The following is a 25,646-nucleotide window of genomic DNA, read 5'->3' as shown; positions in this document are numbered from 1 at the left end:
GCCGCGTACTGGCCGGTATCTTCGAGTCTGAGCAAGCGCTTAGACAGCCGATGTGCCGAGGTACGTGGAGGTAACCGTGCGCCGTACGGTGTTCAACGAGGATCACGAGGCGTTCCGGGAGACCCTCCGCGCCTTCATCGAGGCCGAGGTCGTGCCGGTCTACGACGAGTGGTTCGCCGCCGGCCAGGCGCCGCGCGACTTCTACTACAAGCTCGGCGAGCTGGGCATCTTCGGCATCAACGTGCCCGAGGAGTTCGGTGGCGCGGGCCTGGACAGCCACAAGTTCGAGGCCGTCCTCTACGAGGAGACCGCGCGCGCGGGCGTCCAGTTCGGCGGCTCCGGCGTGCACGTGCTGCTCGCCCTGCCCTACATCAAGATGCTGGCCACGGACGAGCAGAAGAAGCGCTACCTGCCGAAGTTCGTCACCGGCGAGGAGATGTGGGCCATCGCGATGACGGAGCCGGGCACCGGTTCCGACCTCGCGGGCATGAAGTCCACCGCCAAGCTCTCCGAGGACGGCACGCACTACGTCCTCAACGGCGCCAAGACCTTCATCACCGGCGGCGTCCACGCCGACCGCGTGATCGTGTGCGCCCGCACCTCCGCGCCCACCGCCGAGGACCGCCGCCACGGCATCTCCCTGTTCGCCGTCGACACCAAGTCCGAGGGCTACTCCGTCGGCCGCAAGCTCGACAAGCTCGGCCTGAAGACCTCCGACACCGCCGAGCTGGCGTTCGTCGACGTCAAGGTGCCCGTCGAGGACCTGCTCGGCGAGGAGAACAAGGGCTTCTACTACCTCGGCCACAACCTCGCCTCCGAGCGCTGGGGCATCGCCTTCGGCGCCTACGCGCAGGCCAAGGCCGCCGTCCGGTTCGCCAAGCAGTACGTGCAGGAGCGCACCGTCTTCGGCAAGCCGGTCGCCCACTTCCAGAACACCAAGTTCGAGCTGGCCGCCTGCCAGGCCGAGGTCGACGCCGCCGAGGCCGTCGCCGACCGCGCCACCGAGGCCCTGGACGCCGGCGAGCTGACGCCCGCCGAGGCCGCCTCCGCGAAGCTGTTCTGCACCGAGGTCGCCCACCGCGTGATCGACCGCTGCCTCCAGCTGCACGGCGGCTACGGCTACATGAACGAGTACCCGATCGCCCGCCTGTACGCCGACAACCGCGTCAACCGCATCTACGGCGGCACCAGCGAGATCATGAAGTCCATCATCGCCAAGGACATGGGCCTGTAAGGGCCGTGCAACCCGCCGCCCACGAGTGGCCGGTACAACTGACGCCATGAGCCAGGCACTTCAGGACCTCCTCGATCTGCTCGACCTGGAGCAGATCGAGGAGGACATCTTCCGCGGCCAGTCCCGCTCCGCCGTCGTACCCCGCGTCTTCGGCGGGCAGGTCGCGGCGCAGGCGCTGGTCGCCGCAGGGCGGACGGTCCCCGCGGACCGGCCCGCCCACTCCCTCCACGCGTACTTCCTGCGCCCGGGCGACCCCGGCGCGCCGATCGTCTACACCGTGGACCGCATCCGCGACGGCCGCTCCTTCACCACGCGCCGCGTCGTCGCCGTACAGCACGGCAAGCCGATCTTCCACCTCTCCGCCTCCTTCCAGGTGGACGAGGACGGGCTCGACCACCAGACGCCGATGCCGCCCGCCCCGGACCCGGCGACCCTGCCCACCTCCCAGGAGCGGCTGCGCGGCTACGGCCATCTCGATCCGGCCGTGGTCGAGAAGTTCCTTGAGGCCCGGGAAGCGGTCGATCTGCGCTACGTCGAGGAGCCGCCGTACGGCCGGTTCGGCACGGCGCGCGAACCGCACTCGCAGGTGTGGTTCCGCACCAACGGCAAGCTCGACGACGACCCCCTCCTCCATGTCGTCCTCGCCACCTATGTCTCCGACATGACCCTCCTCGACTCCGTGCTGCTCGCGCACGGCCGTGGTGGCTGGGCCGTGGGGGACGTCGTGGGCGCCTCGCTGGACCACGCGATGTGGTTCCACCGGCCCTTCCGCGCCGACGAATGGCTGCTGTACGACCAGGAGTCGCCGTCCGCGCACGGCGGCCGGGGTCTCGGCCAGGCCCGGATCTACACGCAGGACGGGCAACTCGCCATCACCGTCATCCAGGAGGGCGTGGTCCGCGTCCCACGTGCCTGATTCGTCCCGAGATGCCGGATGGCGGATAGGCCACTACGCTCATTCAGTGAAGCCGCAGTACACGGCGTGACCGACCGGACACGATTCGTGCAAGCGGAACGTGTGATGCCGGAAGGCATGGCCGTGTGGCCAACCTCTGCGGTGACACCTGAAGAGCGCGCCGTGCCTTCCCCCTCCGTGAGCGCGGCGCCCGACCATCCGACCCGCCCCTCCCCTTCCCCGGGACACGCGGCAGATGATGGAAACGAAAGGGTACAACCCATGCGAGCACAGCGCATCAAGCGTTATGTCGTGCTGTCCACTGCCGGCCTGATGCTGGCGGGCGGAGCCTCGATCGGCGCGGCCGGCACCGCTGCTGCGGCGCCCGAGGGCCACCGCGGCGGCCACCACCGGCACCACGAATGCGGCTGCGGCGGCGGCCGTCACCATCACGGCGGCCGTCACCACGGCGGCAACCGCGGCCGCAACGGCGGTGGCGGCGACCGCGGCCGCAACGGCGGCGACAACGGCCGCGGCGGTGACAACGGCCGCGGTGGCGGCGACAACGGCCGCAACGGCGGCGGCGACAACGGCCGCAACGGCGGTGGCGACAACGGTCGCTGACCACTGACGCAGACAGCGCCTACACTGTGCGGCTCCGCGCGCGAGGAGCCGCACAGTGCTGTTGTCCGGTGCTGTCAGTCCGTCACGAGCCCCGACTCCGCCAGCAGATAGGCCGTCAGCGGGTCGTAGTAACGCGGGCTCAGCACATGGTCGTCCAGCGGTACGACGGCCTGGAGGGTGCCCTCGGACTCGGCGAGGAACAGCGCCGGGTCGTTGCAGTCGGCGTACCCGACGGAGTCGACACCGTGCTGCCCGGCGTACCCGGCCCACCCGTGGTCGGCGACGACGAGGTCGGGCAGCGGACGCCCCTCGCGCTCAAGTCCCGTCAGAACGGCCCGCATCGGCTCCCCGGAGTGGGTGTGCCACAGCGTCGCCCCGTGCTCCAGCACCGCCACGTCCGCGAACTGCATGACGTACCCCTCGTCCGTCTGGAGCCCGTCCGGGATGACCACGATCTCGCAGCCGGCGGCGCGCAGCGCGGCGGCCGTGGCCCGGTGCACGTCCAGCAGGCCGCCCGGGTGACCGGTCGCGAACAGCACCCGCTGGCGCCCCTCGGCCGCCTTGCGCAGCCGCGCCGCCATCCGCTCCAGCCCGTCCACGGTCAACTCGGGGTCGATGGTGTCCTGTCCGTACCGGTACTCGGGGTCGTCGTTGACGCCCACCCGCTCGGCCATCACGGCGAGCACGTCCTGCTCGTCCGCCCAGCGGTCGTCCAGCTCCAGACCGAGCCAGAAGTGGCGGTCGCCGTTGGCCAGCTTGCGGTAGTGGGAGAGGTTGTTCTCGCGGGGCGTGGCGACGTCCCCCGCGATACGGGTCCTCACCAGATGGTCGACGAGCTGGGCGCGGCTGGGTGTCCCGGATATCGGCATGCCTTCCATTGTGAGGCAGCGCGGGGCGGGCGTAAGGTATGTCGAATCGACATAGGGGGAGGGGAGCGGACATGCGTGCCGCCGCTGTGACACCCGCGGGTGATCTGATGCGCTGGGTGGAACTGCCGGGGGAGGAGGCGCCCCGTGTGTACGTGCACGGCCTGGGAGCCACCTCGCCGGCGTACTTCGCCGCGGCCGCGGTCCACCCGCTGCTCGCAGGCCGCCGCTCGCTGCTGGTCGACCTGCTCGGACACGGCATCAGCGACCGTCCGACGGACTTCGACTACACGCTCGAATCCCACGCGGACACGCTGGCCGCCGCCCTGACCTCCGCCGGTGTCACGGGCGGCGAACTCGTCGCGCACAGCATGGGCGGCTCCGTGGCGATCGTCCTGGCCGCCCGCCACCCCGGGCTGGTCTCACGCCTCGTCCTGATCGACGCCAACCTCGATCCGCTCCAGCCCCGGCCCCGCGGGGGCGGCAGCAGCGGCATCGCGTCCTACTCGGAGGAGGAGTTCCTGGCGGGCGGCTGGGCGGAGGTCCGCGACCGGGTCGGCCCGCACTGGTGGTCCACCATGCGCCTGGCCGGCCGCGAGGGGCTGTACCGCAGCGCCGCGCATCTCGTCCGCGGCACCACCCCCACCATGCGCCAACTCCTCGTCGGCCTGCCGATTCCGCGCACCTACCTGCTCCCCGAGGCCGATGACGCCTTCACCGGCATCGAGTCCCTGGAGGCGGCCGGCGTCACCGTGACGCGGGTACCGGACTGCGGCCACAACATCATGCTGGACAACCCCGAGGGATTCGCGCGCGCGACGGCGGCCGGCCTGGCGTGATCCCCGGCGGCGTCACGGCACCTGCGCCAGCCGGGGTTCGAGGGCGCGGGCCGTGTCCGCGCCGTACGCCCGGTCGATGCGGGCGACGAGATCCGACGGGATCAGCTTGTACTCCTGGGTGCCGACCGACTCCAGCGCCGTGGTGGCCAGGGCGCAGCCGAGCCGGGCGGACTGTTCCTGCGGCCGGCCCCACGCCGTACCGGCGAGGAAGCCGGAGCGGAAGGCGTCCCCCGCCCCCGTGGGGTCGGCGATCTCGTCCGCGGGCACGGCGGGTATCCGCAGGGCGGGCGCGCCGGAGCGGGCCAGGGACACTCCGGCCTCGCCCAGCGTGGTGATCCAGGTGCCGGTCCGGCCGAGCAGGTGCTCGCGGGTCCAGCCGGTGCGTTCGAGCAGCAGCGCGGCCTCGTACTCGTTGGTGAACAACCATCGTACGCCGTCGACGAGTTGACGGGCCTGCTCGCGGTCGAGGCGGGCGAGCTGCTGGGAGGGGTCGGCGGCGACCGGGATGCCGAGACGGTGGGCCGCGGCGGTGTGGCGCAGCATGGCGGCGGGGTCGTCGGCGCCGATCAGCACGAGCGCGGGCCTGCCGCTGCGCCCGGCGACCGCGGCCAGGTCGATCCGGGACGCCTCGGCCATGGCACCGGCGTAGAAGGTGGCGATCTGGTTCTGGTCCTCGTCGGTGGTGCACACGAAGCGCGCGGTGTGCAGACGTTCGCTGACGCGGACGCCGGACGTGTCGACGCCGTGCGCCCGCAGCCAGGCGCCGTACTCGGCGAAGTCGACGCCCGCCGCACCGACCAGCAGCGGATCGAGGCCGAGCAGGCCGAGCCCGAAGGCGATGTTGGCGCCGACCCCGCCTCTGCGCACCTCCAGCCGGTCGGCGAGGAACGACAGGGAGATCCGCTCCAGTCGCTCCTTGATGAGCTGCTCGGCGAAGCGCCCGGGAAACACCATCAGATGGTCGGTCGCTATCGACCCGGTCACGGCGATACGCATGGACGGCACTCCTTGGTCCTGAGGCCGGGGCAGGGGAGAGAGGGAGAGAGGGGAGGGGAGGTGAGGGAACGGCGCGTGCGGCGCCGTGCGGGGAAGCGGTGCGCGGTCGGGGGAAACCGCGCACCGCCGTCCGTCGCGCCGGACCTCGTCCGGTGGCGCGCCGTCAGCCCGCCGCCACCGCCTGGCGCAGGGCGGCGGCGCGGTCGGTGCGCTCCCAGGTGAAGTCCGGCAGCTCACGGCCGAAGTGGCCGTAGGCCGCGGTCCGGCCGTAGATCGGACGCAGCAGGTCGAGATCGCGGATGATCGCGGCCGGGCGCAGGTCGAAGACCTCGGTGACGGCGTGCTCGATCCTCTCGACGGCGACCGCGTGGGTGCCGAACGTCTCGACGAACAGGCCCACCGGCTCGGCCCTGCCGATGGCGTACGCGACCTGCACCTCGCACCGCTCGGCCAGCCCGGCCGCGACGACGTTCTTGGCGACCCAGCGCATCGCGTACGCCGCCGAACGGTCCACCTTGGACGGGTCCTTGCCGGAGAACGCGCCGCCGCCGTGCCGGGCGTAGCCGCCGTAGGTGTCGATGATGATCTTGCGGCCGGTCAGGCCCGCGTCGCCCATCGGGCCGCCGATCTCGAAGCGGCCGGTCGGGTTGACCAGCAGGCGGTAGCCGTCGGTGTCCAACTTGATGCCGTCGTCGGCGAGTTGGGCGAGGACGTGCTCGACGACGTACTCGCGGACGTCGGGCGCCAGCATTCGGTCCAGGTCGATGTCGCTCGCGTGCTGCGAGGAGACGACGACGGTGTCCAGGCGGACCGGCCGGCTGCCCAGGTACTCGATGGTGACCTGGGTCTTGCCGTCGGGGCGCAGGTAGGGCACGGTGCCGTCCTTGCGGACCTGCGTCAGACGGCGCGAGAGGCGGTGCGCCAGCTCGATCGGCAGCGGCATCAGGGTCGGCGTCTCGGTGGTCGCGTAGCCGAACATCAGGCCCTGGTCGCCCGCGCCCTGCCGGCTCAGCTCGTCGGCCCCGGCCGACGGGGCGGCGCCCGCGACCCTGGACTCGTACGCCGTGTCGACGCCCTGCGCGATGTCCGGGGACTGCGCTCCGATCGACACCGACACCCCGCACGAGGCGCCGTCGAAGCCCTTGGCCGAGGCGTCGTAGCCGATGTCGAGGATCTTCTCCCGCACCAGCGCGGGGATGTCGACGCGGGCGGAGGTCGTCACCTCGCCCGCGAGGTGCACCTGACCGGTGGTGACGAGCGTCTCGACCGCGACGCGCGAGGCGGGGTCCTGACGCAGCAGCGCGTCGAGGACGGTGTCACTGATCTGGTCGGCGATCTTGTCGGGATGTCCCTCGGTCACGGACTCCGAGGTGAACAGGGAGCGGGACATGGCACTCCAGAACGGAAGAGGGGTGGGCGGGTGGTACGCGCTCGGCCGTACCGGCGCGGCTGCGCCGCGCCCTGGTCACCGCGCCGGTCCGGTCTTGCGGAAGACCCAGTAGTCGCCCCCCTCCTCGGCGATGTAGTGGGCGTCGCGGAGCGTGAACTCCAGCGAGACCAGCTCTCGGACCCGGTCCGAGCGGGCGAAGTCCTCGAATCCCGTCGCGGTGGCGTAGCTGCCGCGGGTGGACACCACGATCAGTCCGCCCGGCAGCGCGTACTCGATCAGCGTGAGCAGGGCCGTCGGGCGCACATGGCCGAGGGTGAACACACCGCTGCTGACCACGATGCCGTACCGGTCCAGCCGCTCGTCCCGCCGGGCCACCGAGAGGTCCACGCCGCCGTAGACCTTCCGGTACGCGTTGGTCCTGCCGGCCTCGGCGGCCATGTTCTCCGACAGGTCGACGCCGTCTATGACGTAGTCGCCCAGCGAACGCAGGACGACGCCGACCAGGCCGGTACCGCAGCCGGCGTCGAAGACGGCGGTCTGCGGCGTCGCGTAGGCGTAGGCGAGCAGGTGCACCAGGTTGGCGGCCACACGCGGCGACACCCACTTCTGGTCCGTCAGGTCCACGTCGTACCGCGGCGCCCAGTCCTCGTAGTAGCTCTTCAGGCCGGGGGAGTTGTCGAAGAACACGTGGGACTTCTTGATGTTGGTGAAGGAGTTGCTCATGAAATTGCCTCCTTGTCGGATGACGCCAACGAGCGTGGCCGCTGCGCACTGGGCCCGCTGCGGGAGTTCCTCACGTCGAACACCAGGTAGACGGCGATCCCGCAGAGCACGAACAGGGCACCGCCGACCTCGGTCCAGGAGGGCGTCCGCCGCTCCACCGGCAGGCTCATGACCGCCCCGAAGATGGTCTCGGTGGCGAGCAGCGGCCCGACCAGCGGAACCGGGATGCCCTGCGCCGCCTTCACCCAGATGTACGTCCCCCACCAGGATCCGATGACGCCCAGGAAGACGCACCACGCGATGATCTTGAACAGGGGGTACGGCGTGAACGTCGCGTCGGGCGTGGTGGCGAGGGCGAAGGGGAGCAGGACCATGGAAGCGCCACCGGCGCCCATCGCCACCAGGGCCGCCCAGATGGTGGGGTCCGGCTTCGTCTCCCAGGTGCGCTGCGACTGGGCGTTGCGGACCACGAAGTAGGACCAGGTGAGCATGGCCCCGAGGGCCAGCGCGATGCCGAGGATCGAGCCGTTCGCGCCGTCCGCACGCTGTCCGTGGATGAAGTCCGAGGAGCTGAGGAGGGTGAGGCCGATCAGGATCAGGACGACCGGTGCGACCAACTCGCTCCATGACATTCGCTTTTCGGCGAAATTGCCGGCCACCGCGATCGTGATCGGTGACGATCCCACGACCACGGCGGTGATGAAGCCGCTGCCCATGGTCGCGGAGTACGAGACGCAGACGTAGAAGCAGAAATACCCCACGAAGCCGATGTACAGGCCGAAGAGGACCCGCCGGAGGGGCATCTGCCCGAGCTGGCGCCGGCCCCGGTACAGGACGTAGAGGCCGCACAGCCCGAACAGGGAGTAGCGGCCGGTGACCAGCAGCAGCTCGCTCGCGGGCTTGACGGCGGCCGGCGCGACGAAGGCGAAGGCCCAGAGCAGGGCCGCCGTCAGCGCCGCGGCCACGTTCTTTCGCGTGCTGTCCATCACAGAGCCGTGTTTCGGCCGCCGGAATTCATGAATTCCACCTCGGCGCACCGGAGTCGGGAATCTTTACGGAGTCGAGAACGGCGACCGTGTGCCCGACCCTTTCGCCGCGCTCCACCAGGGCCAGCGCGTCCGCCGCGGATATCTCGAACGGCGAAAGCCTCTTTTCCAGTCGGAGCGCCTGCGCTCCGGCCGCCGCGACCGACAGGCCCTCGAACGCGTCACGCAGAATGTTCACCGGATAGAAGTGGAACGGCCCCAGTCCCTCGCGTTCCCACTGGGCGTAGCCGCCGACGACGTCGCGCGGTTCGGACTGGACCTTCCAGGTGTAGGTCAGGATGCTGCCGTTGTATCCGGCGGCCCCGGAGAGGGCCAGGATCTCGGACAACGGCACGCGCGCACCGATGGACGACAGCACATGGCCGCCGACCCGGAGGAACGGATGCGCCTGCTGGAGAGCCAGATAGTGCAGCGTGACGAGGTTCTTCTCGGCGAAGCCGGGGATCTCCTCGCTGCGCTCCGTGATGAAGGTCGAGCTGGTCTGGCCGGCGGCGAGGTCCCCGCTGTCCGCCATCGGGATGTTGGGGAGGTTCTCGTAGACCACGTCGACCTGGGACAGCCGTCCGGCCATCGGGGCGAGGATGTCCCCGGCGCTGCCGACCAGTTGGACGTCGTCGTCGAGCAGATTGCTCCGGATGTTCTCCCGCGCGTGGGCGAGGACGTCTTCGTGGAGGTCGGTGAAGCCCACCGTCCGTGCGTGCAGGATCTCCACGGCCGCCAGGGCGTCCAGCCCCGCGCCCGTCCCGATCGTGCAGAAGGCGGGGGCGAGGACGCCCATCCGGGCCAGGGTCTTGAACGCCGGCACGGCGACGCTCGCGACCCAGTCGGCGCGCGGCTCGTCCGCCTTCGGAAGGTAGGAGTGGTCCGACAGCCTGAGTCCGATGGATGACCTGATCCGCTTTGTTTCACCGACCTGGAAGAAATCGCCCGGCGACACCACCAGTTCGGCAGATTCTGTGTGTGCACCCATCTAGGCCTCCTCAGACGTGACGACAGCGGCCTGCACCGAAGAAAGGAGTGGGAATCGCATCCCGCTTTTCACGGGGCCGGCGTCCCTGCGGTGGAAGTGGCTTCACTATCGTCATCTCGCGCAACGGCTGTACAGGGTCGGCCTGTTGTCTCTCGACGGGCAACGGCAGAACCGCCGGGCAGGGGACCCGATGTGCTGTACACGTACGACGCCGCATCACATGTGCCGTGCTCGTCTTCTGGCCATTGCGGGGAGGTGGGCGCTCATTTCCGGGCCGCGCCCGCGGTGATTCGCATACCTCCACGAAGCGGACGTCTCGCCGCCTTGCCGGGTCCGGCGGCTACCAGACGGGATGTCAGATTTCAACACCAGGGCCCGATTCGGCCACCCCGGCGCCGCGTCGTTGACACCGGAAAGATCGCCTCCCTAGCATGTAGGTATACCGGTAGGTATACCTCGCCATCTCTCTCCCCCCACGAAGGAGATGTACGCGTGTCGCTCCATCTGTCAGGAGAAGAGCCCCGGTGAAACCCGTATACATCCGCGACGACGCCGAGCTGCAGCGTGCACACCTCTCGCTCGTCGGCCGGTCCCTGCACCGCTCCGGCTGGCTGCCGGGAACGTTCGGCAGCGTCTCGCTCCGCTCGGGTGAAGCGGTCATGATCACGGCGGGCGGTCTGAACAAGGGCGTGATGGATCCGGCGGACACGGTGCTGGTCGACCCGTTCGAGGGCCTGCCGCTGTCCGGGGAGACCGAGTGGCCCCCCGCCGAGACCCCGATCCACCTCGCGGTCCACCGCCGGCTGCCCGACTGCGCGGCAGTGGTCCACGCGCACGCCCCGTACTCCACCGCCCTCGCCACCCTGGCCGCCGGCGACGGGCACATCGGCCGCGTCGTCTTCCGGGACCTGGAGATGGCGAAGGGCCTCGGCAGCCCGGACCCCCGCCTGGTCGCGCTGCCGGTCGTCGCCAACCGGCCCGACGTCTCCCGCGTCGCCGACGACGTGACGCGGGCCCTCGACGCCTCGGCCGCCGACGTGCCGCCGGCCCTGCTCGTCGAGCGCAGCGGCATCCTCGCCTGGGGCCGGGACACCGACGAGGCGCGCGACAGACTGGAGTGCATCGAGGAGCTGAGCCACTTCCTCCTGCTGACGGGCACCGGCACGGCCGGCGCGGTCACGGTGCATGCTCGGTGACGCTGTTGCAGATCATGCCGGAGGACGCGCCGGAGACGGTGCGGGTGCGGACCGGCGACGTGGACGTCATCCACAAGCAACTGCTCGGAATCGGCGTGCGTTTCGCACGCTGGCACGCCGCCCGCCGGCTCCCGGCCGACGCCGACGACGCCACCATCAGACATGCCTACCGGAGCCACATCGAGCATCTCGGTGCCGAGGGCTACCCGGTCGCCGACATCGCGCGCGTGACCTCCTCGCCGGGCGACCGGGACCGTCCCCGGCGGACACGTCCGGCCCGTGCGAGGTTCCGTGCGGAACACTTCCACGACGAGGACGTGGTGCGCTTCGTGGTGCACGGGGCCGGCTGCTTCTACCTCCATGTCGCCGGACAGGTGCACGCGATGCTGTGCACGGCGGGCGACCTGCTGTCCGTGCCCGGACGGACGGCGCACTGGTTCGACGCGGGAGCGCGCCCGTGCTACACCGCGATCCGCTTCTTCCAGGAGGCCGGCGAGCGCCCGGTCCGGTTCCTGCCGGACGGCATCGCCGCCCGCTTCCCGGCCTTCGACGAACTGCCGGCGACGTCATGAGCCGCGCCGTCCGCACCACTGTCCGGGCCGGGCGATGTCGCGGCTGCGGCGAGACGCCCGACGCGCCGGACCCGCACCGCTCGTGAGATCCGCGGCGGACAGCTCGCCGACGCGTCGCCGCCCACGGCCCACGGCCGGCCGCTCCGGCAGCGGGAGGCCCGCTCTTCCCGCCCGGCACGTCCCGGGGCCGCCACCGGCTCACTGACCACCGCGCCGCAGGAGCCGGACGGGGGCTGGACGGGGCAGGACGAGGGACGCGGCCGGCGTCGGCCATCACGTGCTCACCAGGGACTCGGGGACGAGTACGCCCTGCCGGCACACCCGCGCAACCCGCCTGGACCGGCTCGGAGTACGCGACCTGGCGTGCCGGGCCGATTCGGACCATTCGTACAACAGGGGGCTTGACAGTGGTACGGGAACTGGCACAGGACACGGCAGCGACGCACTCTTCGCGCACGGGAGCCGGCTGTCCCGCGGGTGCCGGCGCCGCGGGGACGTTCGGGCAGCTGCTCCGCGCCCACCGGCAGCGGCGAGGGCTCTCGCTCTCGCAGCTCGCCGCCCGGATGCACTTCAACCGGGGGCACCTCAGCAGGATCGAGACGGACAAGCGGCTGCCCTCGGTGAGCTTCGCGAAGGCCTGCGACCGGGTGCTGAGCGGGGGCAGGACCTTCACCACCATCGCCCTGGCCCTGGAAGCGGCGGCCCGTCAGCAGCAGGGATGGGTCCAGCCCGCCCAACTACCGGCGGCCAAGCGGCACTTCGTGGGCCGCCGCGGTCATTTCGACCGGCTGGACAGGCTGCTGCACGGCCACGAGCAGTCCCTCGCGGTACCCGTCGCGGTCATCAACGGGCCGCCGGGCGTGGGAAAGACGGCGCTGGCCGTGCAGTGGGCCCACCAGGCCGTCAGCGACGGCCGGTTCGCCGACGGACAGCTGTTCGTCGATCTCCAGGGCCCCGAGCCGGGCGGCGCGGCGGCGCCGTACGACGTCCTGGCGGACCTGCTCCGCGCCGTGGGCGTGCCCGCCGAGCGCGTTCCGGCGGACCTGGACCAGCGGGCCGCCACCTTCCGTTCCTATCTGCACGGCCGTGAGGTGCTGCTGGTCCTGGACAACGCCGCGGACGCCCAGCAGATCCGCCCCCTGCTCCCGGGCTCCGCGGGCTGTGCCGTCGTGGTGACCAGCCGCTCACGACTGCCCGGACTGATGTCCCTGACCGACGCGGTCACCCTGTCCCTGCGGGAGCTGTGCCGGCCCGAGGCCGCCCTGCTGATCCGCTCGGCCATCGGCGGCGCACGCGCCGACGCCGACCCCGCCGCGGTGGCCGTACTGGCGGAACGCTGCGGGCATCTCCCCCTCGCGCTGGTCCTGGCGGCCGAGCGCATCGTGAGCCATGAGCACCACAGCGCCGACGCCCTGGCCACCGAACTCAAGCAGGAGCACGCCCGGCTGGAGCTCGCCGAGGGCGACGTCGTGCTCCGTGACGCGTTCGACGCCTCCTACCAGGCGCTCGACGAGCAGACCGCCCGGGTCTTCCGGCTGCTGGGGCTGCTCCCGGGCCGGCTGATCGACGCCGCCGCCACCGCGGCGAGCGCGGGCGTCAGCCAGGACGAGGCCGCACGGCTGCTGCGCAGCCTCGCCGGCGCGCATCTGATCCGGAGCCAGGACGAGCGCCACTACCTCATGCACGACCTGCTGCGGGCGTACGCCGCCGACCTGGCCAGGCGGCTGGACGGCAACTCCGCCGGCGGCCGGGTACCCGCTCGGCGAGCGGAACGGAATTCGCGTTTCGTCCCGGCGCGTGCCCGTGTCGCGTCCGGGACCGGAAAGCCGGTTCCGGTGAACACCGGTATTCGGTGAGGAGAGCGGGCGTGAGGGCGAGAGAGCGAGAGGAGCGGAAAGAGAGACACGGGCGGGGCGGGTGAAAAGGGTGCCCGTCGTGGCGTGTTACCGCGTACGCGCCCTTTCGACCAGGACGCGGGCGACCTGCTCGGCGTGATCGACCGCGCGGCCCACCGACCCCATGGAGTCGGCGACGCAGGCCCCCTCGTGCAGGATCAGCACCTGGGCGGCCAGCGTGGCGGGATCCCGGAGGCGGGCCTGTGCCGCGAGGTCCTCCAGGTAGGCGAGGAGCCAGGACTTCTGGTCGCGGGCGACCTCCCGGCCCGGGTGGTCCGCCGGCAGCTCCACGGAGGCGTTGATGAAGGCGCAGCCCCGCAGGCTGCGCTCGCGCATCCAGTCACGCAGGGCGCCGAACGTGGCCAGGATCTTCTCTTCCGCGGGCCCGTCATGGCCGTTGACGTGCTTCACCAGCGTGGAACGCCAGAGGCCGTCGCGCGTCCGGAGATAGGCGACGACGAGGTCTTCCTTCGAGCCGAAGCGGTCGTAGATGGTCTTCTTGGTGACGCCCGCCTCCTCGGCGATCGCCTCCACGCCGACCGCGCGGATCCCCTGCTCGTAGAAGAGCCGGGAGGCGGTCTCCAGCACCCGGACACCCGCCGGCGTCAGGTGCCGCATGCCGCGCCGCTTGCTCCCTCGACCGACGGTCTCGCTGTTCATCGCCACGCCGTAACGGTACACCCAGCGGTATAGTTACAACAGTCGCCGCGACCCGCCGGTCCCGGCAATTCACACGCCTCCTTTTGTGAATTGGCCGATGATTCCGGCAACGCCCGTGAATTCCACCGGGATTCGGACGCGCTGTTTTCCGACCGGAATGCCCAATGCCGGTTCCGGCCGCCTGTGACATGCCGCCGATGGGGTAATGGCGGTCCTGGACAGCCGGTTCGGGCCACGCTGGGTGCCGCCGGAACGCGACGACGAGGAGGCGGGATGACCCGGGCGCCCGACATCGAGGTGGTCGTCCTCGACGTCCTCGGCACGATGGTCGACGAGCCCGGCGGACTGCGCGCGGCCATCCATGACGCCCTGCCCGCGTCCGACGAGGCGACCGTCGAGCGGCTGCTGACCGTCTGGCAGGAGTACGTCGAGCAGGCCCAGGACGGCATCAGGGAGAAGCGGCGGGGCTACGCCAACTCCGATGTCATCGACCGGGAGGCGGCCGAGCGCGTGGCCGCGGGCGCCGGGCTCACCGACCCGGCCGCCCTCGCGCGCCTGGCCACCGCCGCACGGCGCCTGAGCCCCTGGGCCGACTCCGCCGCCGGCCTGGCACGCCTCGCCGGGCGCTTCCCCGTGCTGGCCCTCACCCACGCCAGTCGCGCGTGCCTGCTGCGCCTCAACGCGCATGCGGGCCTGCGCTGGCACCAGGCCCTGTCCGCGGAGGACGCACGGGCCTACAAACCGGCACCGGAGATCTACCGACTGGCCCTCGACGCGGCGGGGTGCCCGCCGGAGCGGGTGCTGATGGTCGCCGCCCACGCCTGGGACCTGCGCGGAGCCCAGGCGCTGGGCATGCGAACCGCGCATGTCCGGCGACCGGTCGGGGACCCGCCACGGGACACCGACACCTTCACCTGGCGGACCCACGACCTGACCGAACTGGCCGAGGCCCTGCCCTAGTCCACGTGCGTCAGCCCAGGTGCTTCAGCCCAGGTGCGTCGGCGCGAACATCCGCAGTACCGCCGGGAGTACGACCACCGACGGGCCCGGAGCCGCCAGGGCCTTCGTCAGGTCCTCCGCCAGGGTCTGCGGGGTCGTGCGGACGCCGGGTACGCCGAACGACTCCGCCAGGGCCACGTAGTCCGGCCGGGTCAGTTCCGTCGCGGTCGCCTGGCCGAAGGCGTCCGTCATGTACTCGCGGAGGATGCCGTAGCCGCCGTCGTCCACGATCAGCCAGGTGACCGGGAGGCCGTACTGGCGGGCCGTGGCCAGTTCCGCGATCGAGTACAGGGCGCCGCCGTCGCCCGAGACCGCCAGGACCGGTCGGGTCGGGTCGGCCGCCGCCGCGCCGAGGGCCGCCGGGAAGCCGTAGCCGAGGCCGCCGGCGCCCTGGGCCGAGTGCATCGTGTTGGGGCCCTGCGCGTCGAAGGCCGACCAGGCCCAGTACGCCAGGATCGTCATGTCCCAGAAGGACGGGGAGTCGGCGGGCAGGGCGCTGCGGACGGCCGCCAACACCTGCTGTTCCAGGGTGAGTTCCTGGGACGCGATCCGGGCGGCCACCTTGGCCAGCAGCTCCCGCACCCGCTGCGGGGCCGACGCGTCGCTCCGCTCCGCCACGGTCTCCAGCAGGGCCTGCAGGGCCAGGCGGGCGTCCGCGTGGATGCCGAGGGCCGGGTGGTTGGACTCCAGCTTGCCGAGGTCGGCCTCGATCTGGATCACCCGGCCCCGGGGCCTGAACGTGTGGTAGTTCGAGGACAGTTCGCCGAGGCCCGAGCCCACGACCAGCAGGACGTCCGCGTCCTCCAGGAAGTCCGTCGTGTGCCGGTCCTCCAGCCAGGACTGGAGCGAGAGCGGGTGCTCCCAGGGGAAGGCGCCCTTGCCGCCGAAGGTCGTCACGACCGGCGCGTCCAGCTTCTCGGCCAGCGCCCTCAGCTTGCCCGAGGCGTCCGCGCGCACGACCCCGCCGCCCGCGATGATCGCCGGGCGCCGCGCGCGCGACAGCAGGTCGGCCGCCACCGCCGTCAGTTCGGGGCGCGGGACCAGGTCGTCCGGTGTCGCGTCCATCGCCGTCACCACCGGCAGGGCGGCCGGCGACAGCAGGACGTCCTGCGGGATCTCCACCCACACCGGGCCGTGCGGAGCCGTCAGCGCCGACTTCCAGGCCGCCGCTATCGCGGACGGGATCTGGGACTGCGTACGGACCGTGTGGACGGACTTGACCACGCCCCGGAACGAGGCCGACTGGTCCGGGAGTTCGTGCAGATAGCCGTGGCGGCCGCCGCCCAGGCCCGCCGTCGGGACCTGGCTGCTGATCGCGAGGACGGGAGCCGAGGCCGCCGCCGCCTCCTGGAGCGCGGCGAGCGACGTCAGGGCGCCCGGACCCGTCGAGAGCAGGAGCGGCGCGGCCTCGCCGGTGACACGGCCGTACGCGTCCGCCGCGAAGCCCGCGTTGTTCTCCACGCGCAGGCCCACATAGCGGAGCGACGAGCGGCGCAGCGCGTCGAACATGCCGAGCGCGTGCTGGCCGGGCAGGCCGAAGACCGTCGTCGCGCCGAGCCCGGCCAGGGTCTCCACGACCAGGTCGCCGCCGCTCCGGCCGGGAGGGGGATTCAGCGCGGCCGCCGTCTGCCGGTCGGTCGGGCGGAGTACCAGGTCGTGGTCGTGAGTCACTGCTCTCGGTCCCCTAAGGAGAATCAGGCGTTGCGGGCCGCCGCGATCTGGCGGCTCATGATGGTGGTCAGTTCGTAGGCCGTGTGGGAGGCCGCGACCGAGGTGATCTCGGCGTGGTCGTACGCCGGGGCCACCTCGACGACGTCCGCCGAGACCAGGTTGCACGAGGCCAGGCCGCGCAGGATCTCCAGCAGCTCCCGCGAGGTCATGCCGCCCGCCTCCGGGGTGCCCGTGCCGGGGGCGTGGGCCGGGTCCAGGCAGTCGATGTCGATGGAGATGTACAGCGGGCGGTCGCCGATGCGCTGGCGCAGCTGGTCGGCGACCTCGTCGGCGCCGCGGCGGTAGATGTCCGCCGAGGTGACGATGCCGAAGCCCATCTTCTCGTCGTCCGTGAGGTCCTGCTTGCCGTACAGGGGGCCGCGGGTGCCGACGTGGGACAGCGCCGAGGTGTCGAGGATGCCCTCCTCCACCGCGCGGCGGAACGGGGTGCCGTGGGTGTACTCGGCGCCGAAGTAGGTGTCCCAGGTGTCGAGGTGGGCGTCGAAGTGGAGCAGGGCCACCGGGCCGTGCTTCTTCGCCACCGACCTCAGAAGGGGCAGCGCGATGGTGTGGTCGCCGCCCAGCGTCATCAGGCGGGCGCCCGTGCCGAGGAGGTCGTCGGCCGCGGCCTCGATCGTCTCGACCGCCTCGTTGATGTTGAACGGGTTCACGGCGATGTCGCCGCCGTCCGCGACCTGGGCGAGCGCGAAGGGGGAGGCGTCCTGCGCCGGGTTGTACGGGCGCAGCAGCCGGGACGCCTCGCGGATGGCGTTGCCGCCGAAGCGGGCGCCCGGCCGGTACGAGACGCCGGAGTCGAACGGCACGCCGACGACGGCGACGTCGGCGGTGCCGACCTCGTCCAGGCGGGGCAGCCGGGCGAAGGTCGCGGGGCCGGCGTAGCGCGGGACGCGGGAGGAGTCGACGGGGCCGCGGGGCGTCTCGTTGCTGCTCATGGTGAAATGCCTTCTTTCCTGCGCTTCGTCGCGCATGCACTGCTTTCCATACGACTCTACTGGGGAGCCGCTACCGGTTCGGACGGGAGTTCGGGGGCGGGCCGTCCGGCGAGGCGCTCGCGCCAGAGCGCGAGGACGGCCGCGTCGGTGGGCCTGGTCGCCAGGGACACGGCGACGTAGGCGGCGAGGGAGGCGAGCAGGCCGTAGTAGACGGGCTCGTCGGCGAGGATGCCGTACCCGGCCATCAGGCCGACGACCGCGAGGCCGCCGACGATCACCGAGGCCAGCGCGCCCTGCGCCGTGCCGCGCTTCCACAGCAGGCCGCCGAGGATGGGGACGAGCAGACCGGCGACGAGCAGGTTGTACGCCACGGTCAGCGCCTCGACCACGTTGTTCAGCGCGATGGCCGTGCCGATCGCCGCCACGCCCATGATCAGGATGAAGGCGCGGTTGCCCTTGACCTCGTCGTGTTCCCCGGCGGCGGGCTTGACGGCGCCCCGCAGCCGCGACCAGATGTCGTTGTTGGCGACGGTCGCGCAGGCGATCAGCGCGCCGGAGGACGTGGACATCACGGCGGCGAGGGCGGCGGCGAGCACCAACCCCCTGACGCCGACGGGGAGTTCGTCCTTGACGATGGTCGCGAAGGCGTCGTCCGGGCTGCCCAGCTTCGGGTACAGCACCTTGGCGGCCGTACCGATCACCGCGCCGGCGAGGGCGTAGGCCAGACAGTAGGTGCCGGCGACCGTGCCGCCCCACCGGGCGGTCGAGTCGCTGCGGGCGGTGAACACGCGCTGCCAGATGTCCTGGCCGATCAGCATGCCGAACGTGTAGATCAGGACGTAGGTGAAGATCGTCTCGCCGCCGATGCCCAGCGGGTCGAAGTACGAGGTCGGCAGCTTGGCCCTCATCGCGCCGAAGCCGCCCGCCTTGACGACCGCGATCGGCAGGAGGAGCAGGAGCACGCCGATCGTCTTGACGACGAACTGGACCATGTCCGTCAGGGTGATCGACCACATGCCGCCGAGCGTGGAGTACGCGACCACGATCGAGCCGCCGATGACGATCGCGAGCGTCCGGTTCATGTCGAAGAGGACGTCGAAGATCGTGGCGTAGGCGATCGTCGAGGTGACGGCCAGCATGAGGGTGTACGCCCACATGACGATGCCGGAGATCATGCCCGCCCGGCCGCCGTAGCGCAGGTCCAGCATCTCGGAGACGGTGTAGACCTTCAGACGGGCGATGCGGGCGGAGAAGAAGACCGACAGCGCGAGCAGGCCGAGCCCGATGGTGAAGACCATCCACGCGCCGGACAGCCCGTACCGGTAGCCCAGCCCCACCCCGCCGATGGTGGACGCGCCGCCGAGGACGATCGCCGCCATGGTGCCGGAGTACATGGCCGGTCCGAGCCGGCGGCCCGCCACCAGGAAGTCGCTCTTCGACCTGGCGCGGCGCATGCCCCACCAGCCCATGGCCAGCATTCCGGCGAGATAGAGGACGATCACTGTGTAGTCGACGGCCATGGGGCCCTCCTTCGCGCGCTGTCGGTGGCGTGTCGTGCAGATACATGGGGGGTGGCGTGCCGGCAGCGGATCGCGGGGACATCCGCCCGTACCCGCGGCTGCCGTGCTGACTTGACACTAGGTGGCCGGAAAGCGACTGCGAAGTGTACGTTTCATCCATACGAACGGGGTGGAGTGGAGGAAACGCACACCATGCCGGATGCGCTCGCCCCAGCCGTCCCGCCGACCCCACCCGTCCCGCTCTCGGCCCTGCTGGCCCGCGAGGACCTGGGCCTGCGGCAGATCGCGGGCCCGGCGGATCCGTCGGTCGTGATCCACTGGGCGCACACGTCGGAGATGGCCGACCCGTACCCGTATCTGCTGGGCGGGGAGCTGCTGCTCACGGCCGGGGTGCAGATCCCGGAGGCGGCGGGTTCGGATGGGGGCGCCCCCGGTCGAGCGAATTCGAGACTGGGGGACTACTTCGACGACTACGTCGCCCGGATCGTCGAGGCGGGCGGCGCGGCCCTCGGCTTCGGCGTGGCACCGGTGCACGACACGGTCCCGCGCGCGCTGGTCGCCGCCTGCGACCGCCACGGCCTCCCGCTCCTGGAGGTCCCGCCCCGGACGACGTTCTCCGGCGTGGCGCGGGCGGTGTGGCAGCTGATGGCGCAGGCCAGGCTGGCCGAGCTGCGGCGCGTCACCGAGGCGCAGCAGAGCCTCGCCTCCGCCGCAGCCCGCCCCGACCCGGTCCCCTCCGTGCTGCGCCAGCTGGCCCAGCGGCTGACCGGCCACGCGGTGCTGTACGGCCCCGACGGCACGCAGACCGCCTCGGCGGGCCGGGAACCGGCGGCGGTACGGCAGGCGCTGACGCACCTGGCGGAGGTGGTACGACCGGGCGGAACCGGCACCCCGGGCCCCACGTCGGCCACCGACACCCTGGGTGACACGCACCTGGCCGCCTACGCGCTGGGGACGGGTTTCGTCCTCGCCGTGGCGAGCACCCGGCGCGAGCCCGGCGACCACACCATCGCCTCCGTGGCCTCCGTCCTGCTGTCCTTGCTGACCGGCGAGCACCAGAGCGGCGCCGGTGCCGCCCGCTCGTCCGCCTTCGTCCGCCTGCTGCTCGGCGCGCGCCCGCAGGAGGTCGCGCCGCTGCTCGGGGAGGGCAGGTGGGTCGTCGTCCACGCCCGGCCGGAGGCGCAGCTCCCGGACGCCGTGGCCGCCTCGGCGCTCGGGGCGGCGCTGGGGTCGCCGCTGGTCGACCTCGCGCGGGACGTCGTACGGGTACTGGTGCCGGGCGGGCGGGAGCCGGCGGCGCAGCCCGGCTGGACGCTCGGGGTGAGCGCCGCCGTGACCCCGGACGCCTGGCCGGACGCCGACGCCCAGGCGGCCCGCGCCCTGGCCAGGGCCCGCGCCACCCGCACCCCGCTGGTCCGGCACGGGGCCCGGCCGGGCCTCGCGGACCTGCTCCCCCGCGCGGACGCCGAGTCCTACGCCCGCACCCTCCTCGCCCCCCTCACCGACCACCCGGCCCTCACCGAGACCCTGCGCAACTGGCTCGCGTTGCACGGCAGTTGGGACCGCACGGCGGTCGCCCTGGACGTCCACCGCAACACGGTCCGCCAACGCATCACCCGCTGCGCCACCCTGCTGGACACCGACCTGGACGACCCGGACGTCCGGATGGAGCTGTGGTTCGCGCTGCGGAACGGCTAGCGACGACGCGGCGCGCCAAGGGGACAGATCCCTTGGCGCGCCGCGCTGTTCGGGGGGCGGGGGTTTCCGCGTAGGCAGAGGACGAGGAGGAGCTCGGGGCCGCCGTCCGTCATGCCGCCGCCGAGCTGGATGTAGTGCAGAGGACCTGCGCAAGGCGCCGGCGACTCCGGGCCCGTCGGTGGTCGTGCTCTCTCAGAGGACGTGAGGTTGCGCTGAGGCTCATGAAGTGGTGCAGTCCATGGCCAGATCGCGGTAGGGCAATTCGACAGTCGGCAGGTCGGCCACGCCGAGCCGCCGCTCGATCGTTGCCACGGTGTGGGATGCCGTCTCCGGGTCCGCGCTGATGACCTCCGTTTCGACGAAGACGCCGACGCCTGCCACGGTGTCGATGTTCACGCTGACGTTCGGGTGCTGCGGATGCCGGTAGGCCGCTCGGTGTTTTCTCACCTGGACCAGGCGTCGCATGCCGATGTTCTCCAGCAGCTGGTCGGCCCGCTGTGCCTGGTCGAAGGCGAGCAGGACGTTCGTCTCCTTCTTGGAGATGACGCCGTCGCTGCTGTGGGTGGCCTCGGTGGACGGGGGCTTGTAGGTGATCTCGCAGAAGTCGCCGCGGCGCCTGACGCGCAGGCACTCCACCGTCTGCATGTAGTCGACGTCGGGGCGGCTGTAGTACGTGTCCACTTCGGTCACCGGCGTGTCCGGCTGCCAGCCGAGCCCGGTGAGCATCCGTGCTACGAACGACCCATCGTCTTCGTCCGGGAGGCGCCGCTTGCGCTCCACTTCGATGTGCCCGTCCAATGCTGGTCACCCTCCTGAATTGATCGCTGAGTACACGCGGGCCAAGCTGCCCTTGCTGCACCACTGCTGGAGACAGTGCATCCCCTCTGACAACGAACGGGTGTCACCGACGGGGATGTTGGTGAAAAGGACCAGTTGCTTGGCGTCGCGGAGGGGCTGGTGGTCGAGGTGAACGAGATGACGCTGGACTCGTCGGCGTATGTGCTGGAGTACGACTTCGAGGCCTGAGATGTGAACGCGCCAGGGGCCCGTGGGCCCCTGGCGCGGGTGGTGCGGTCGGTGGGCGGTGCGTCAGTTCAGTTCCGACGGATCCAGGCGGTAGAGCGTGGACTGGTTCGTGGTCGAGGAGGCGGAGGACGACGTCTTCGACGCGGAGGACGACGCCGAACTCTTGCTGTACGCGCTCTCCTTCACCAGCGTGCCGTGCTTCTTCACCCAGGCCGTGACCTCGGAGGACACGCTGTTGGTGGAGCCGCCGGGGCCGCCGCCCATCATGCCGCCGCCGAGCTGGATGTAGTGCAGCTCGCCCTTCTTGACCAGTTCCTCCAGCTTGGCGACGGTCATCGCCTTGTCGGTGCCGGTGAAGCCCCACATGGAGATGACGGGCACCTTCGTGGTCAGCTCGATCGAGGCCGCGCTCTGCGAGTTGGAGACCGCGAGCAGCCAGGTCGCGCCGTCCCGGTGCTTCTTCAGGTAGGCGATGAGGCCGCTGTCCGCGCCGCCCATGCCGCCGCCCATCATGCCGCCGCCCATCATGCCGCCGCCCATGGCACCCCGCATACGGCCGCTTCCGGTCGTACCGCCCGGGGCGCCACCGGCCTCGGTGGCGGTGCCGGTCGGGGGCGTGCCGCCCTGTCCGCCCGTACCGGGGAAGCCGCCGCTCGGCATGTTGCCGCTCTGCCCGGTACCGCCGGGCATCTCGCCGTTCGCCGAGCCGCCGGGGAAGCCGCCGCCCGCCTCCGCGTTCCGGCTGCCGCCCGGCATCTCGCCGCCGCCCGGGAAACCGCCCCGGCCGCGGCCCCCGCCCATGCCGCCGAAGCCGCCTCCCGTCGAGGGGCCGGCCGTCGGGTTCACGCCGCTCATGCCGCCGCCCGAGCCGGACGGCACCGACCAGGCGTACGCCGCCGGGCCCGCGAGCGCCGCGATCACGGCCGCCGTCGCGGCGGCTGCCGACAGGCGGGCGCGGCCCGCGGAGCGGGACAGGAACAGGCCCACGATCGCCGCCGCCATCAGCACGCCCACCGTCGGCCACAGCCAGGTGTTCCAGCCGGAGGCGCGGCGCAGGAGGACCACGGCCCAGACCGCCGTGACCGCGAGAGCGGCCGGCAGGACCCACACCCAGCGCTTGTCGGCGCGGAACGCGCGCAGCAGCAGTACGCCACCGCCGCCGCACAGCGCCGCGATGCCGGGCGCGAGGGCGGTCGTGTAGTACGGGTGCATCGTGCCTTCGGCGGTCGCGAAGGTGACGTAGTGCAGGACCGTCCAGCCGCCCCAGAGGACGAGCGCGGCCCGGGTGAGGTCGGTGCGCGGGGCGCGGCCGCACAGGATCAGGCCCGCGACGAGGGCGATCAGCGCGAACGGGATCAGCCAGGAGACCTGGCCGCCGAGGATGGTGTTGAACATCCGGCCGAGGCCCGCGGAGCCGGAGAAGCCGCCTCCGCCGCCCCCGCCCCCGCCGCCGTTGCCCTCGCCGCCGAGGATCCGGCCGAGGCCGTTGTAGCCCATGATCAGGTTCCAGGCGGTGCCGTCCGTCGAACCGCCGATGTACGGCCGCTCGGAGGCGGGGACCAGGGAGACGGCGATCGCCCACCAGAAGCTGGCGACCGCGAGGATCACGCCCGCGATCAGCAGGTTCACGATCCGCTTCACGAGCGTCGGGCGCGCCGCGAGCAGGTAGACCGCGAAGACGGCGGGCAGTGCGATGTAACCGGCCAGCATTTTCGTGTTGAAGGCGAGGCCGAAGCAGACCGCCGAGCCGAGCAGCGGCAGCAGCCTGCCGGTGCGCGTGGCGCGCAGGGCGAGCGCCGCGCCGCCGACCATCAGCAGGACGAGGATCGTGTCGGGGTTGTTGTCCCGGTTGATCGCGACCGTGATCGGGGTCAGCGCGAGGACCAGCGCGGCCACCGTGGCCGCCGCGTGCCCGAAGGACCGCTTCACGGAGGAGTGCAGGATCCAGATCGCGCCGAGCCCGGCCGCGACCTCCGGCAGCATCATCTGCCAGGTGCCGAAGCCGAAGATCCGGCACGACAGGCTCATGACCATGTCGGCGAAGGGCGGCTTGTCGACCGTGAGGAAGTTGCCCGCGTCGAGCGAGCCGAAGAACCAGGCCTTCCAGTTCTGGGTGCCGCTGTAGATGGCCGCGCTGTAGAAGCTGTTGAGGCTGGAGCCGGACAGGTTCCAGGTGTACAGCAGGGCCGCGAGCAGCATGATCGCGAGCAGCGCGGGCAGCGACCAGCGCGGCGCGCGCTCCGGACCGGTGTCCGGCGGTGTCGGCGTCGGCGACGGCGGACCCGGGGTCGCCGTCATGGCGTGGGGGAGGGGATCGGTGGCAGATGTCACCACTGCACCCTGCAGACCGGCGATGGGTACGCGCTGTGCCGTACCTGGGCGGAAGCTGTGGGTCTGTGTCCCGTCCGGGACTCGGCGGCGCCGCTTTGACACTGCCGAGTCCGTGTTCGTTCCCGGTGGTCAGACCTGAGCGTCCTTCGCCAGGGCCACGAAGTGGGACCATGCGTGGGCGGGGAGGCTCAGTACCGGGCCGTTGGGGTTCTTGGTGTCACGGACGGGGACCAGGCCGTGCGGGGCGGCAAGGTTCACGGCGACCTCGATGCACTGGCCGCCATTGCCGCTGTAGGAGGACGTGATCCAACGAGGGGATTCGGTCGTCACCGGGAATCCTTCCTTCCGGCGCTCAGACCTGAGTGCCCTTCGCCAGGGCTACGAAGTGGGACCACGCGTGGGCGGGGAGGCTCAGTACCGGGCCGTTGGGGTTCTTGGTGTCACGGACGGGGACCAGGCCGCGGGTGGCGGCGAGGTTGGTGGCGACCTCGATGCACTGGCCGCCGTTGCTGCTGTACGAGGACGTGAACCACTGCGGGGCTTCGGTCGTCACGGATTGCCCTTTCGTAACTGGCTGATCATTGCCACAGAGGCCGCTTGCGAGAGCGCTTCGGCCTGCAACTGATGGTAGGCGCGCAGCAGGGGCTGAACGAACCCAGTATCCCGCTCCAATCGGCCCTGTAGGGCGGACTCGGCGTACGCGACGTAGGACCAGTTGGGCAGGGTCAACAGGGTTACGGGGAGATCGAACGCCCGGCGCTCACCGAGATCGTACGGCGCCACCTGGAGGACTGTGGAAGGCAGTTCGGCGAACGCGATCAGCCGGTCCAGTTGGGCCGTCATGACCTCGGGACCGCCCACGACTCGCCGGATGCAGCCCTCGTCCAGGACCGCGTAGACCATGGGCGTCGGTGTGCGTTCCAGGGCCGCCTGGCGCTCCGCGAGCTTCGACAGCCGTTCCTCTGCCTGGAATTCCGAGATGGCGCCTCGCCGTACTTCACCCGTGGTGACGGCGGCGGCGTACTCCGGGGTCTGGAGCAGCCCGGGAACGATGGTCAGCTCGAAGAGGCGGATCTCGGTCGCCTGGACCTCCTTCTCCACGAAGTCCGGGAATCCGTCCAGCAGCGCCGTCTCCCGTACGGCCTTCTCCTGGCGGGCGAGCAGGCTGCCCGTGCCCAGCGCGTCGTCGGCCTTCTTCGCGAAGCGACGAGTTGGAGAGCGGCGGCCAACTTCTACGGCCGAGATGTGCGTGCCCGAGTACCCCATCCGCAAGCCCAGCTCGTCCTGGGTCCAGCCGCGTTCGTCCCGCAGCCTGCGCAACCGTTCCCCGAACGCGTCGAGGGGTGACTTTTCGGGGTTCAACTCTTTTCGGTTCAACGGCTACCTTCCAACTCCCCGTGCAAGCGCCGCAAGTTGAAGACACTCCGACTATAGGCCACGCTGAACCCGCTTGGTAGTCATACCGCTACGGAGAGGAGTTCCCGTGTCCGAAGTTGCCCGGAA

The 25,646-nt window shown here is 71.4% G+C and carries 24 protein-coding genes; 9 read left to right on the top strand and 15 right to left on the bottom strand.

Translation table 11 applies throughout. From position 1 onward, the window contains the following. Positions 1-76 precede the first annotated feature (76 nt). The 3 genes from ACFC8N_RS03150 (at position 77) to ACFC8N_RS03140 (ending at position 2,753) form a co-directional block, all read left to right on the top strand. Positions 77-1,234 carry an acyl-CoA dehydrogenase family protein gene (locus ACFC8N_RS03150; RefSeq protein WP_356023214.1) on the top strand — a complete coding sequence of 386 codons (1,158 nt, stop codon included), beginning with the start codon at positions 77-79 and terminating at the stop codon, positions 1,232-1,234. A 46-nt stretch (positions 1,235-1,280) separates the two neighbouring features. Beyond that, a complete protein-coding gene (gene tesB, locus ACFC8N_RS03145; protein WP_376285853.1) occupies positions 1,281-2,150 on the top strand; it encodes an acyl-CoA thioesterase II in 870 nt (289 codons plus the stop codon). Between the two features lie 261 nt (positions 2,151-2,411). Continuing rightward, positions 2,412-2,753 (top strand): hypothetical protein, encoded by a 342-nt coding sequence (locus ACFC8N_RS03140; RefSeq protein ID WP_362819705.1) that lies wholly within the window; start codon positions 2,412-2,414, stop codon positions 2,751-2,753. 74 nt (positions 2,754-2,827) lie between these two features. On the opposite strand, the gene ACFC8N_RS03135 is transcribed toward ACFC8N_RS03140, so the two are convergent. Further along, entirely contained in the window at positions 2,828-3,622 is a 795-nt protein-coding gene (locus tag ACFC8N_RS03135) for a phosphatase (RefSeq protein ID WP_376285850.1), read from the bottom strand. A 71-nt stretch (positions 3,623-3,693) separates the two neighbouring features. On the opposite strand from ACFC8N_RS03135, the gene ACFC8N_RS03130 reads away from it, so the two are divergent. Further along, on the top strand, positions 3,694-4,458 hold the full coding sequence (locus ACFC8N_RS03130; protein WP_356023204.1) for an alpha/beta hydrolase: 765 nt from the start codon (positions 3,694-3,696) through the stop codon (positions 4,456-4,458). 12 nt (positions 4,459-4,470) lie between these two features. Here the strand turns inward: ACFC8N_RS03130 and ACFC8N_RS03125 are convergent, their stop codons facing one another. The 5 genes from ACFC8N_RS03125 to ACFC8N_RS03105 form a co-directional block, all read right to left on the bottom strand. Next, positions 4,471-5,454: a carbohydrate kinase family protein gene (locus ACFC8N_RS03125; RefSeq protein ID WP_376285847.1), complete on the bottom strand. Its 984-nt coding sequence runs from the start codon at positions 5,452-5,454 to the stop codon at positions 4,471-4,473. Positions 5,455-5,617: 163 nt separating this feature from the next. Next, positions 5,618-6,844, bottom strand: a complete 1,227-nt coding sequence (gene metK / locus ACFC8N_RS03120) for a methionine adenosyltransferase (RefSeq protein WP_376285844.1) — start codon at positions 6,842-6,844, stop codon at positions 5,618-5,620. A gap of 75 nt (positions 6,845-6,919) precedes the next feature. After that, positions 6,920-7,567 (bottom strand): class I SAM-dependent DNA methyltransferase, encoded by a 648-nt coding sequence (locus ACFC8N_RS03115; RefSeq protein WP_376285841.1) that lies wholly within the window; start codon positions 7,565-7,567, stop codon positions 6,920-6,922. Continuing rightward, positions 7,564-8,553: a DMT family transporter gene (locus ACFC8N_RS03110; RefSeq protein ID WP_356023194.1), complete on the bottom strand. Its 990-nt coding sequence runs from the start codon at positions 8,551-8,553 to the stop codon at positions 7,564-7,566. The genes ACFC8N_RS03115 and ACFC8N_RS03110 overlap by 4 nt, the downstream gene beginning before the upstream one ends. Before the next feature lie 28 nt (positions 8,554-8,581). Beyond that, positions 8,582-9,583, bottom strand: coding sequence for a class I SAM-dependent methyltransferase (locus ACFC8N_RS03105; RefSeq protein ID WP_376285838.1), 1,002 nt, complete (start codon positions 9,581-9,583; stop codon positions 8,582-8,584). A gap of 524 nt (positions 9,584-10,107) precedes the next feature. On the opposite strand from ACFC8N_RS03105, the gene ACFC8N_RS03100 reads away from it, so the two are divergent. From ACFC8N_RS03100 to ACFC8N_RS03090, 3 genes are all read left to right on the top strand, one after another. Beyond that, on the top strand, positions 10,108-10,779 hold the full coding sequence (locus ACFC8N_RS03100; protein WP_356023189.1) for a class II aldolase/adducin family protein: 672 nt from the start codon (positions 10,108-10,110) through the stop codon (positions 10,777-10,779). Further along, positions 10,776-11,351 carry a cupin gene (locus ACFC8N_RS03095; RefSeq protein WP_376285835.1) on the top strand — a complete coding sequence of 192 codons (576 nt, stop codon included), beginning with the start codon at positions 10,776-10,778 and terminating at the stop codon, positions 11,349-11,351. The genes ACFC8N_RS03100 and ACFC8N_RS03095 overlap by 4 nt, the downstream gene beginning before the upstream one ends. 407 nt (positions 11,352-11,758) lie before the next feature. Continuing rightward, complete coding sequence (locus ACFC8N_RS03090; RefSeq protein ID WP_376286262.1) at positions 11,759-13,207, top strand: helix-turn-helix domain-containing protein; 1,449 nt, start codon at positions 11,759-11,761, stop codon at positions 13,205-13,207. Between the two features lie 87 nt (positions 13,208-13,294). Here the strand turns inward: ACFC8N_RS03090 and ACFC8N_RS03085 are convergent, their stop codons facing one another. Further along, positions 13,295-13,906 carry a helix-turn-helix domain-containing protein gene (locus ACFC8N_RS03085; RefSeq protein ID WP_356023276.1) on the bottom strand — a complete coding sequence of 204 codons (612 nt, stop codon included), beginning with the start codon at positions 13,904-13,906 and terminating at the stop codon, positions 13,295-13,297. A 273-nt stretch (positions 13,907-14,179) separates the two neighbouring features. Here ACFC8N_RS03085 and ACFC8N_RS03080 point away from each other — a divergent pair, with 273 nt between their 5' ends. Next, the gene (locus ACFC8N_RS03080; RefSeq protein WP_376285832.1) at positions 14,180-14,866 is read left to right on the top strand and encodes a haloacid dehalogenase type II; all 687 of its coding nucleotides are present in this window, start codon (positions 14,180-14,182) and stop codon (positions 14,864-14,866) included. A 24-nt stretch (positions 14,867-14,890) separates the two neighbouring features. Here ACFC8N_RS03080 and ACFC8N_RS03075 read toward each other — a convergent pair whose 3' ends face one another. Genes ACFC8N_RS03075 through ACFC8N_RS03065 form a run of 3 tightly spaced genes read right to left on the bottom strand, consistent with a single transcriptional unit; the run spans position 14,891 to position 19,088 of the window. Further along, positions 14,891-16,576 (bottom strand): thiamine pyrophosphate-binding protein, encoded by a 1,686-nt coding sequence (locus ACFC8N_RS03075; RefSeq protein WP_362819696.1) that lies wholly within the window; start codon positions 16,574-16,576, stop codon positions 14,891-14,893. A 23-nt stretch (positions 16,577-16,599) separates the two neighbouring features. Beyond that, on the bottom strand, positions 16,600-17,568 hold the full coding sequence (speB, locus tag ACFC8N_RS03070) for an agmatinase (RefSeq protein WP_376285829.1): 969 nt from the start codon (positions 17,566-17,568) through the stop codon (positions 16,600-16,602). Positions 17,569-17,624: 56 nt separating this feature from the next. Then, the gene (locus ACFC8N_RS03065; RefSeq protein ID WP_376285826.1) at positions 17,625-19,088 is read right to left on the bottom strand and encodes a sodium:solute symporter; all 1,464 of its coding nucleotides are present in this window, start codon (positions 19,086-19,088) and stop codon (positions 17,625-17,627) included. Between the two features lie 192 nt (positions 19,089-19,280). Here ACFC8N_RS03065 and ACFC8N_RS03060 point away from each other — a divergent pair, with 192 nt between their 5' ends. Then, on the top strand, positions 19,281-20,786 hold the full coding sequence (locus ACFC8N_RS03060) for a helix-turn-helix domain-containing protein (protein WP_376285824.1): 1,506 nt from the start codon (positions 19,281-19,283) through the stop codon (positions 20,784-20,786). A 219-nt stretch (positions 20,787-21,005) separates the two neighbouring features. Here the strand turns inward: ACFC8N_RS03060 and cyaB are convergent, their stop codons facing one another. From cyaB to ACFC8N_RS03035, 5 genes are all read right to left on the bottom strand, one after another. Beyond that, positions 21,006-21,566, bottom strand: a complete 561-nt coding sequence (gene cyaB / locus ACFC8N_RS03055) for a class IV adenylate cyclase (protein WP_376286259.1) — start codon at positions 21,564-21,566, stop codon at positions 21,006-21,008. A 309-nt stretch (positions 21,567-21,875) separates the two neighbouring features. Further along, positions 21,876-24,143, bottom strand: coding sequence for a glycosyltransferase family 39 protein (locus ACFC8N_RS03050; protein ID WP_376285821.1), 2,268 nt, complete (start codon positions 24,141-24,143; stop codon positions 21,876-21,878). Between the two features lie 129 nt (positions 24,144-24,272). Beyond that, entirely contained in the window at positions 24,273-24,473 is a 201-nt protein-coding gene (locus ACFC8N_RS03045; RefSeq protein ID WP_356023167.1) for a DUF397 domain-containing protein, read from the bottom strand. Between the two features lie 22 nt (positions 24,474-24,495). Further along, complete coding sequence (locus tag ACFC8N_RS03040) at positions 24,496-24,696, bottom strand: DUF397 domain-containing protein (protein ID WP_376285818.1); 201 nt, start codon at positions 24,694-24,696, stop codon at positions 24,496-24,498. Then, positions 24,693-25,520, bottom strand: a complete 828-nt coding sequence (locus ACFC8N_RS03035) for a helix-turn-helix transcriptional regulator (RefSeq protein ID WP_376285815.1) — start codon at positions 25,518-25,520, stop codon at positions 24,693-24,695. The genes ACFC8N_RS03040 and ACFC8N_RS03035 overlap by 4 nt, the downstream gene beginning before the upstream one ends. Between the last annotated feature and the right edge of the window lie 126 nt (positions 25,521-25,646).

This window comes from Streptomyces sp. NPDC055966 (genome assembly GCF_042269865.1).
Taxonomy (GTDB): domain Bacteria; phylum Actinomycetota; class Actinomycetes; order Streptomycetales; family Streptomycetaceae; genus Streptomyces.
The sequence above is the reverse complement of the archived record's forward strand: the minus strand, read 5'-3'. Positions and strand labels throughout refer to the sequence as shown.

What these genes read in the sequence shown, in the direction of transcription:
- tesB (WP_376285853.1), top strand. Translation starts at nt 1,281, where the DNA reads ATGAGCCAGGCACTTCAGGACCTCCTCGATCTGCTCGACCTGGAGCAG.
- ACFC8N_RS03140 (WP_362819705.1), top strand. Translation starts at nt 2,412, where the DNA reads ATGCGAGCACAGCGCATCAAGCGTTATGTCGTGCTGTCCACTGCCGGC.
- ACFC8N_RS03135 (WP_376285850.1), bottom strand. Translation starts at nt 3,622, where the DNA reads ATGCCGATATCCGGGACACCCAGCCGCGCCCAGCTCGTCGACCATCTG.
- ACFC8N_RS03130 (WP_356023204.1), top strand. Translation starts at nt 3,694, where the DNA reads ATGCGTGCCGCCGCTGTGACACCCGCGGGTGATCTGATGCGCTGGGTG.
- ACFC8N_RS03125 (WP_376285847.1), bottom strand. Translation starts at nt 5,454, where the DNA reads ATGCGTATCGCCGTGACCGGGTCGATAGCGACCGACCATCTGATGGTG.
- metK (WP_376285844.1), bottom strand. Translation starts at nt 6,844, where the DNA reads ATGTCCCGCTCCCTGTTCACCTCGGAGTCCGTGACCGAGGGACATCCC.
- ACFC8N_RS03115 (WP_376285841.1), bottom strand. Translation starts at nt 7,567, where the DNA reads ATGAGCAACTCCTTCACCAACATCAAGAAGTCCCACGTGTTCTTCGAC.
- ACFC8N_RS03110 (WP_356023194.1), bottom strand. Translation starts at nt 8,553, where the DNA reads ATGGACAGCACGCGAAAGAACGTGGCCGCGGCGCTGACGGCGGCCCTG.
- ACFC8N_RS03105 (WP_376285838.1), bottom strand. Translation starts at nt 9,583, where the DNA reads ATGGGTGCACACACAGAATCTGCCGAACTGGTGGTGTCGCCGGGCGAT.
- ACFC8N_RS03085 (WP_356023276.1), bottom strand. Translation starts at nt 13,906, where the DNA reads ATGAACAGCGAGACCGTCGGTCGAGGGAGCAAGCGGCGCGGCATGCGG.
- ACFC8N_RS03080 (WP_376285832.1), top strand. Translation starts at nt 14,180, where the DNA reads ATGACCCGGGCGCCCGACATCGAGGTGGTCGTCCTCGACGTCCTCGGC.
- speB (WP_376285829.1), bottom strand. Translation starts at nt 17,568, where the DNA reads ATGAGCAGCAACGAGACGCCCCGCGGCCCCGTCGACTCCTCCCGCGTC.
- ACFC8N_RS03065 (WP_376285826.1), bottom strand. Translation starts at nt 19,088, where the DNA reads ATGGCCGTCGACTACACAGTGATCGTCCTCTATCTCGCCGGAATGCTG.
- ACFC8N_RS03060 (WP_376285824.1), top strand. Translation starts at nt 19,281, where the DNA reads ATGCCGGATGCGCTCGCCCCAGCCGTCCCGCCGACCCCACCCGTCCCG.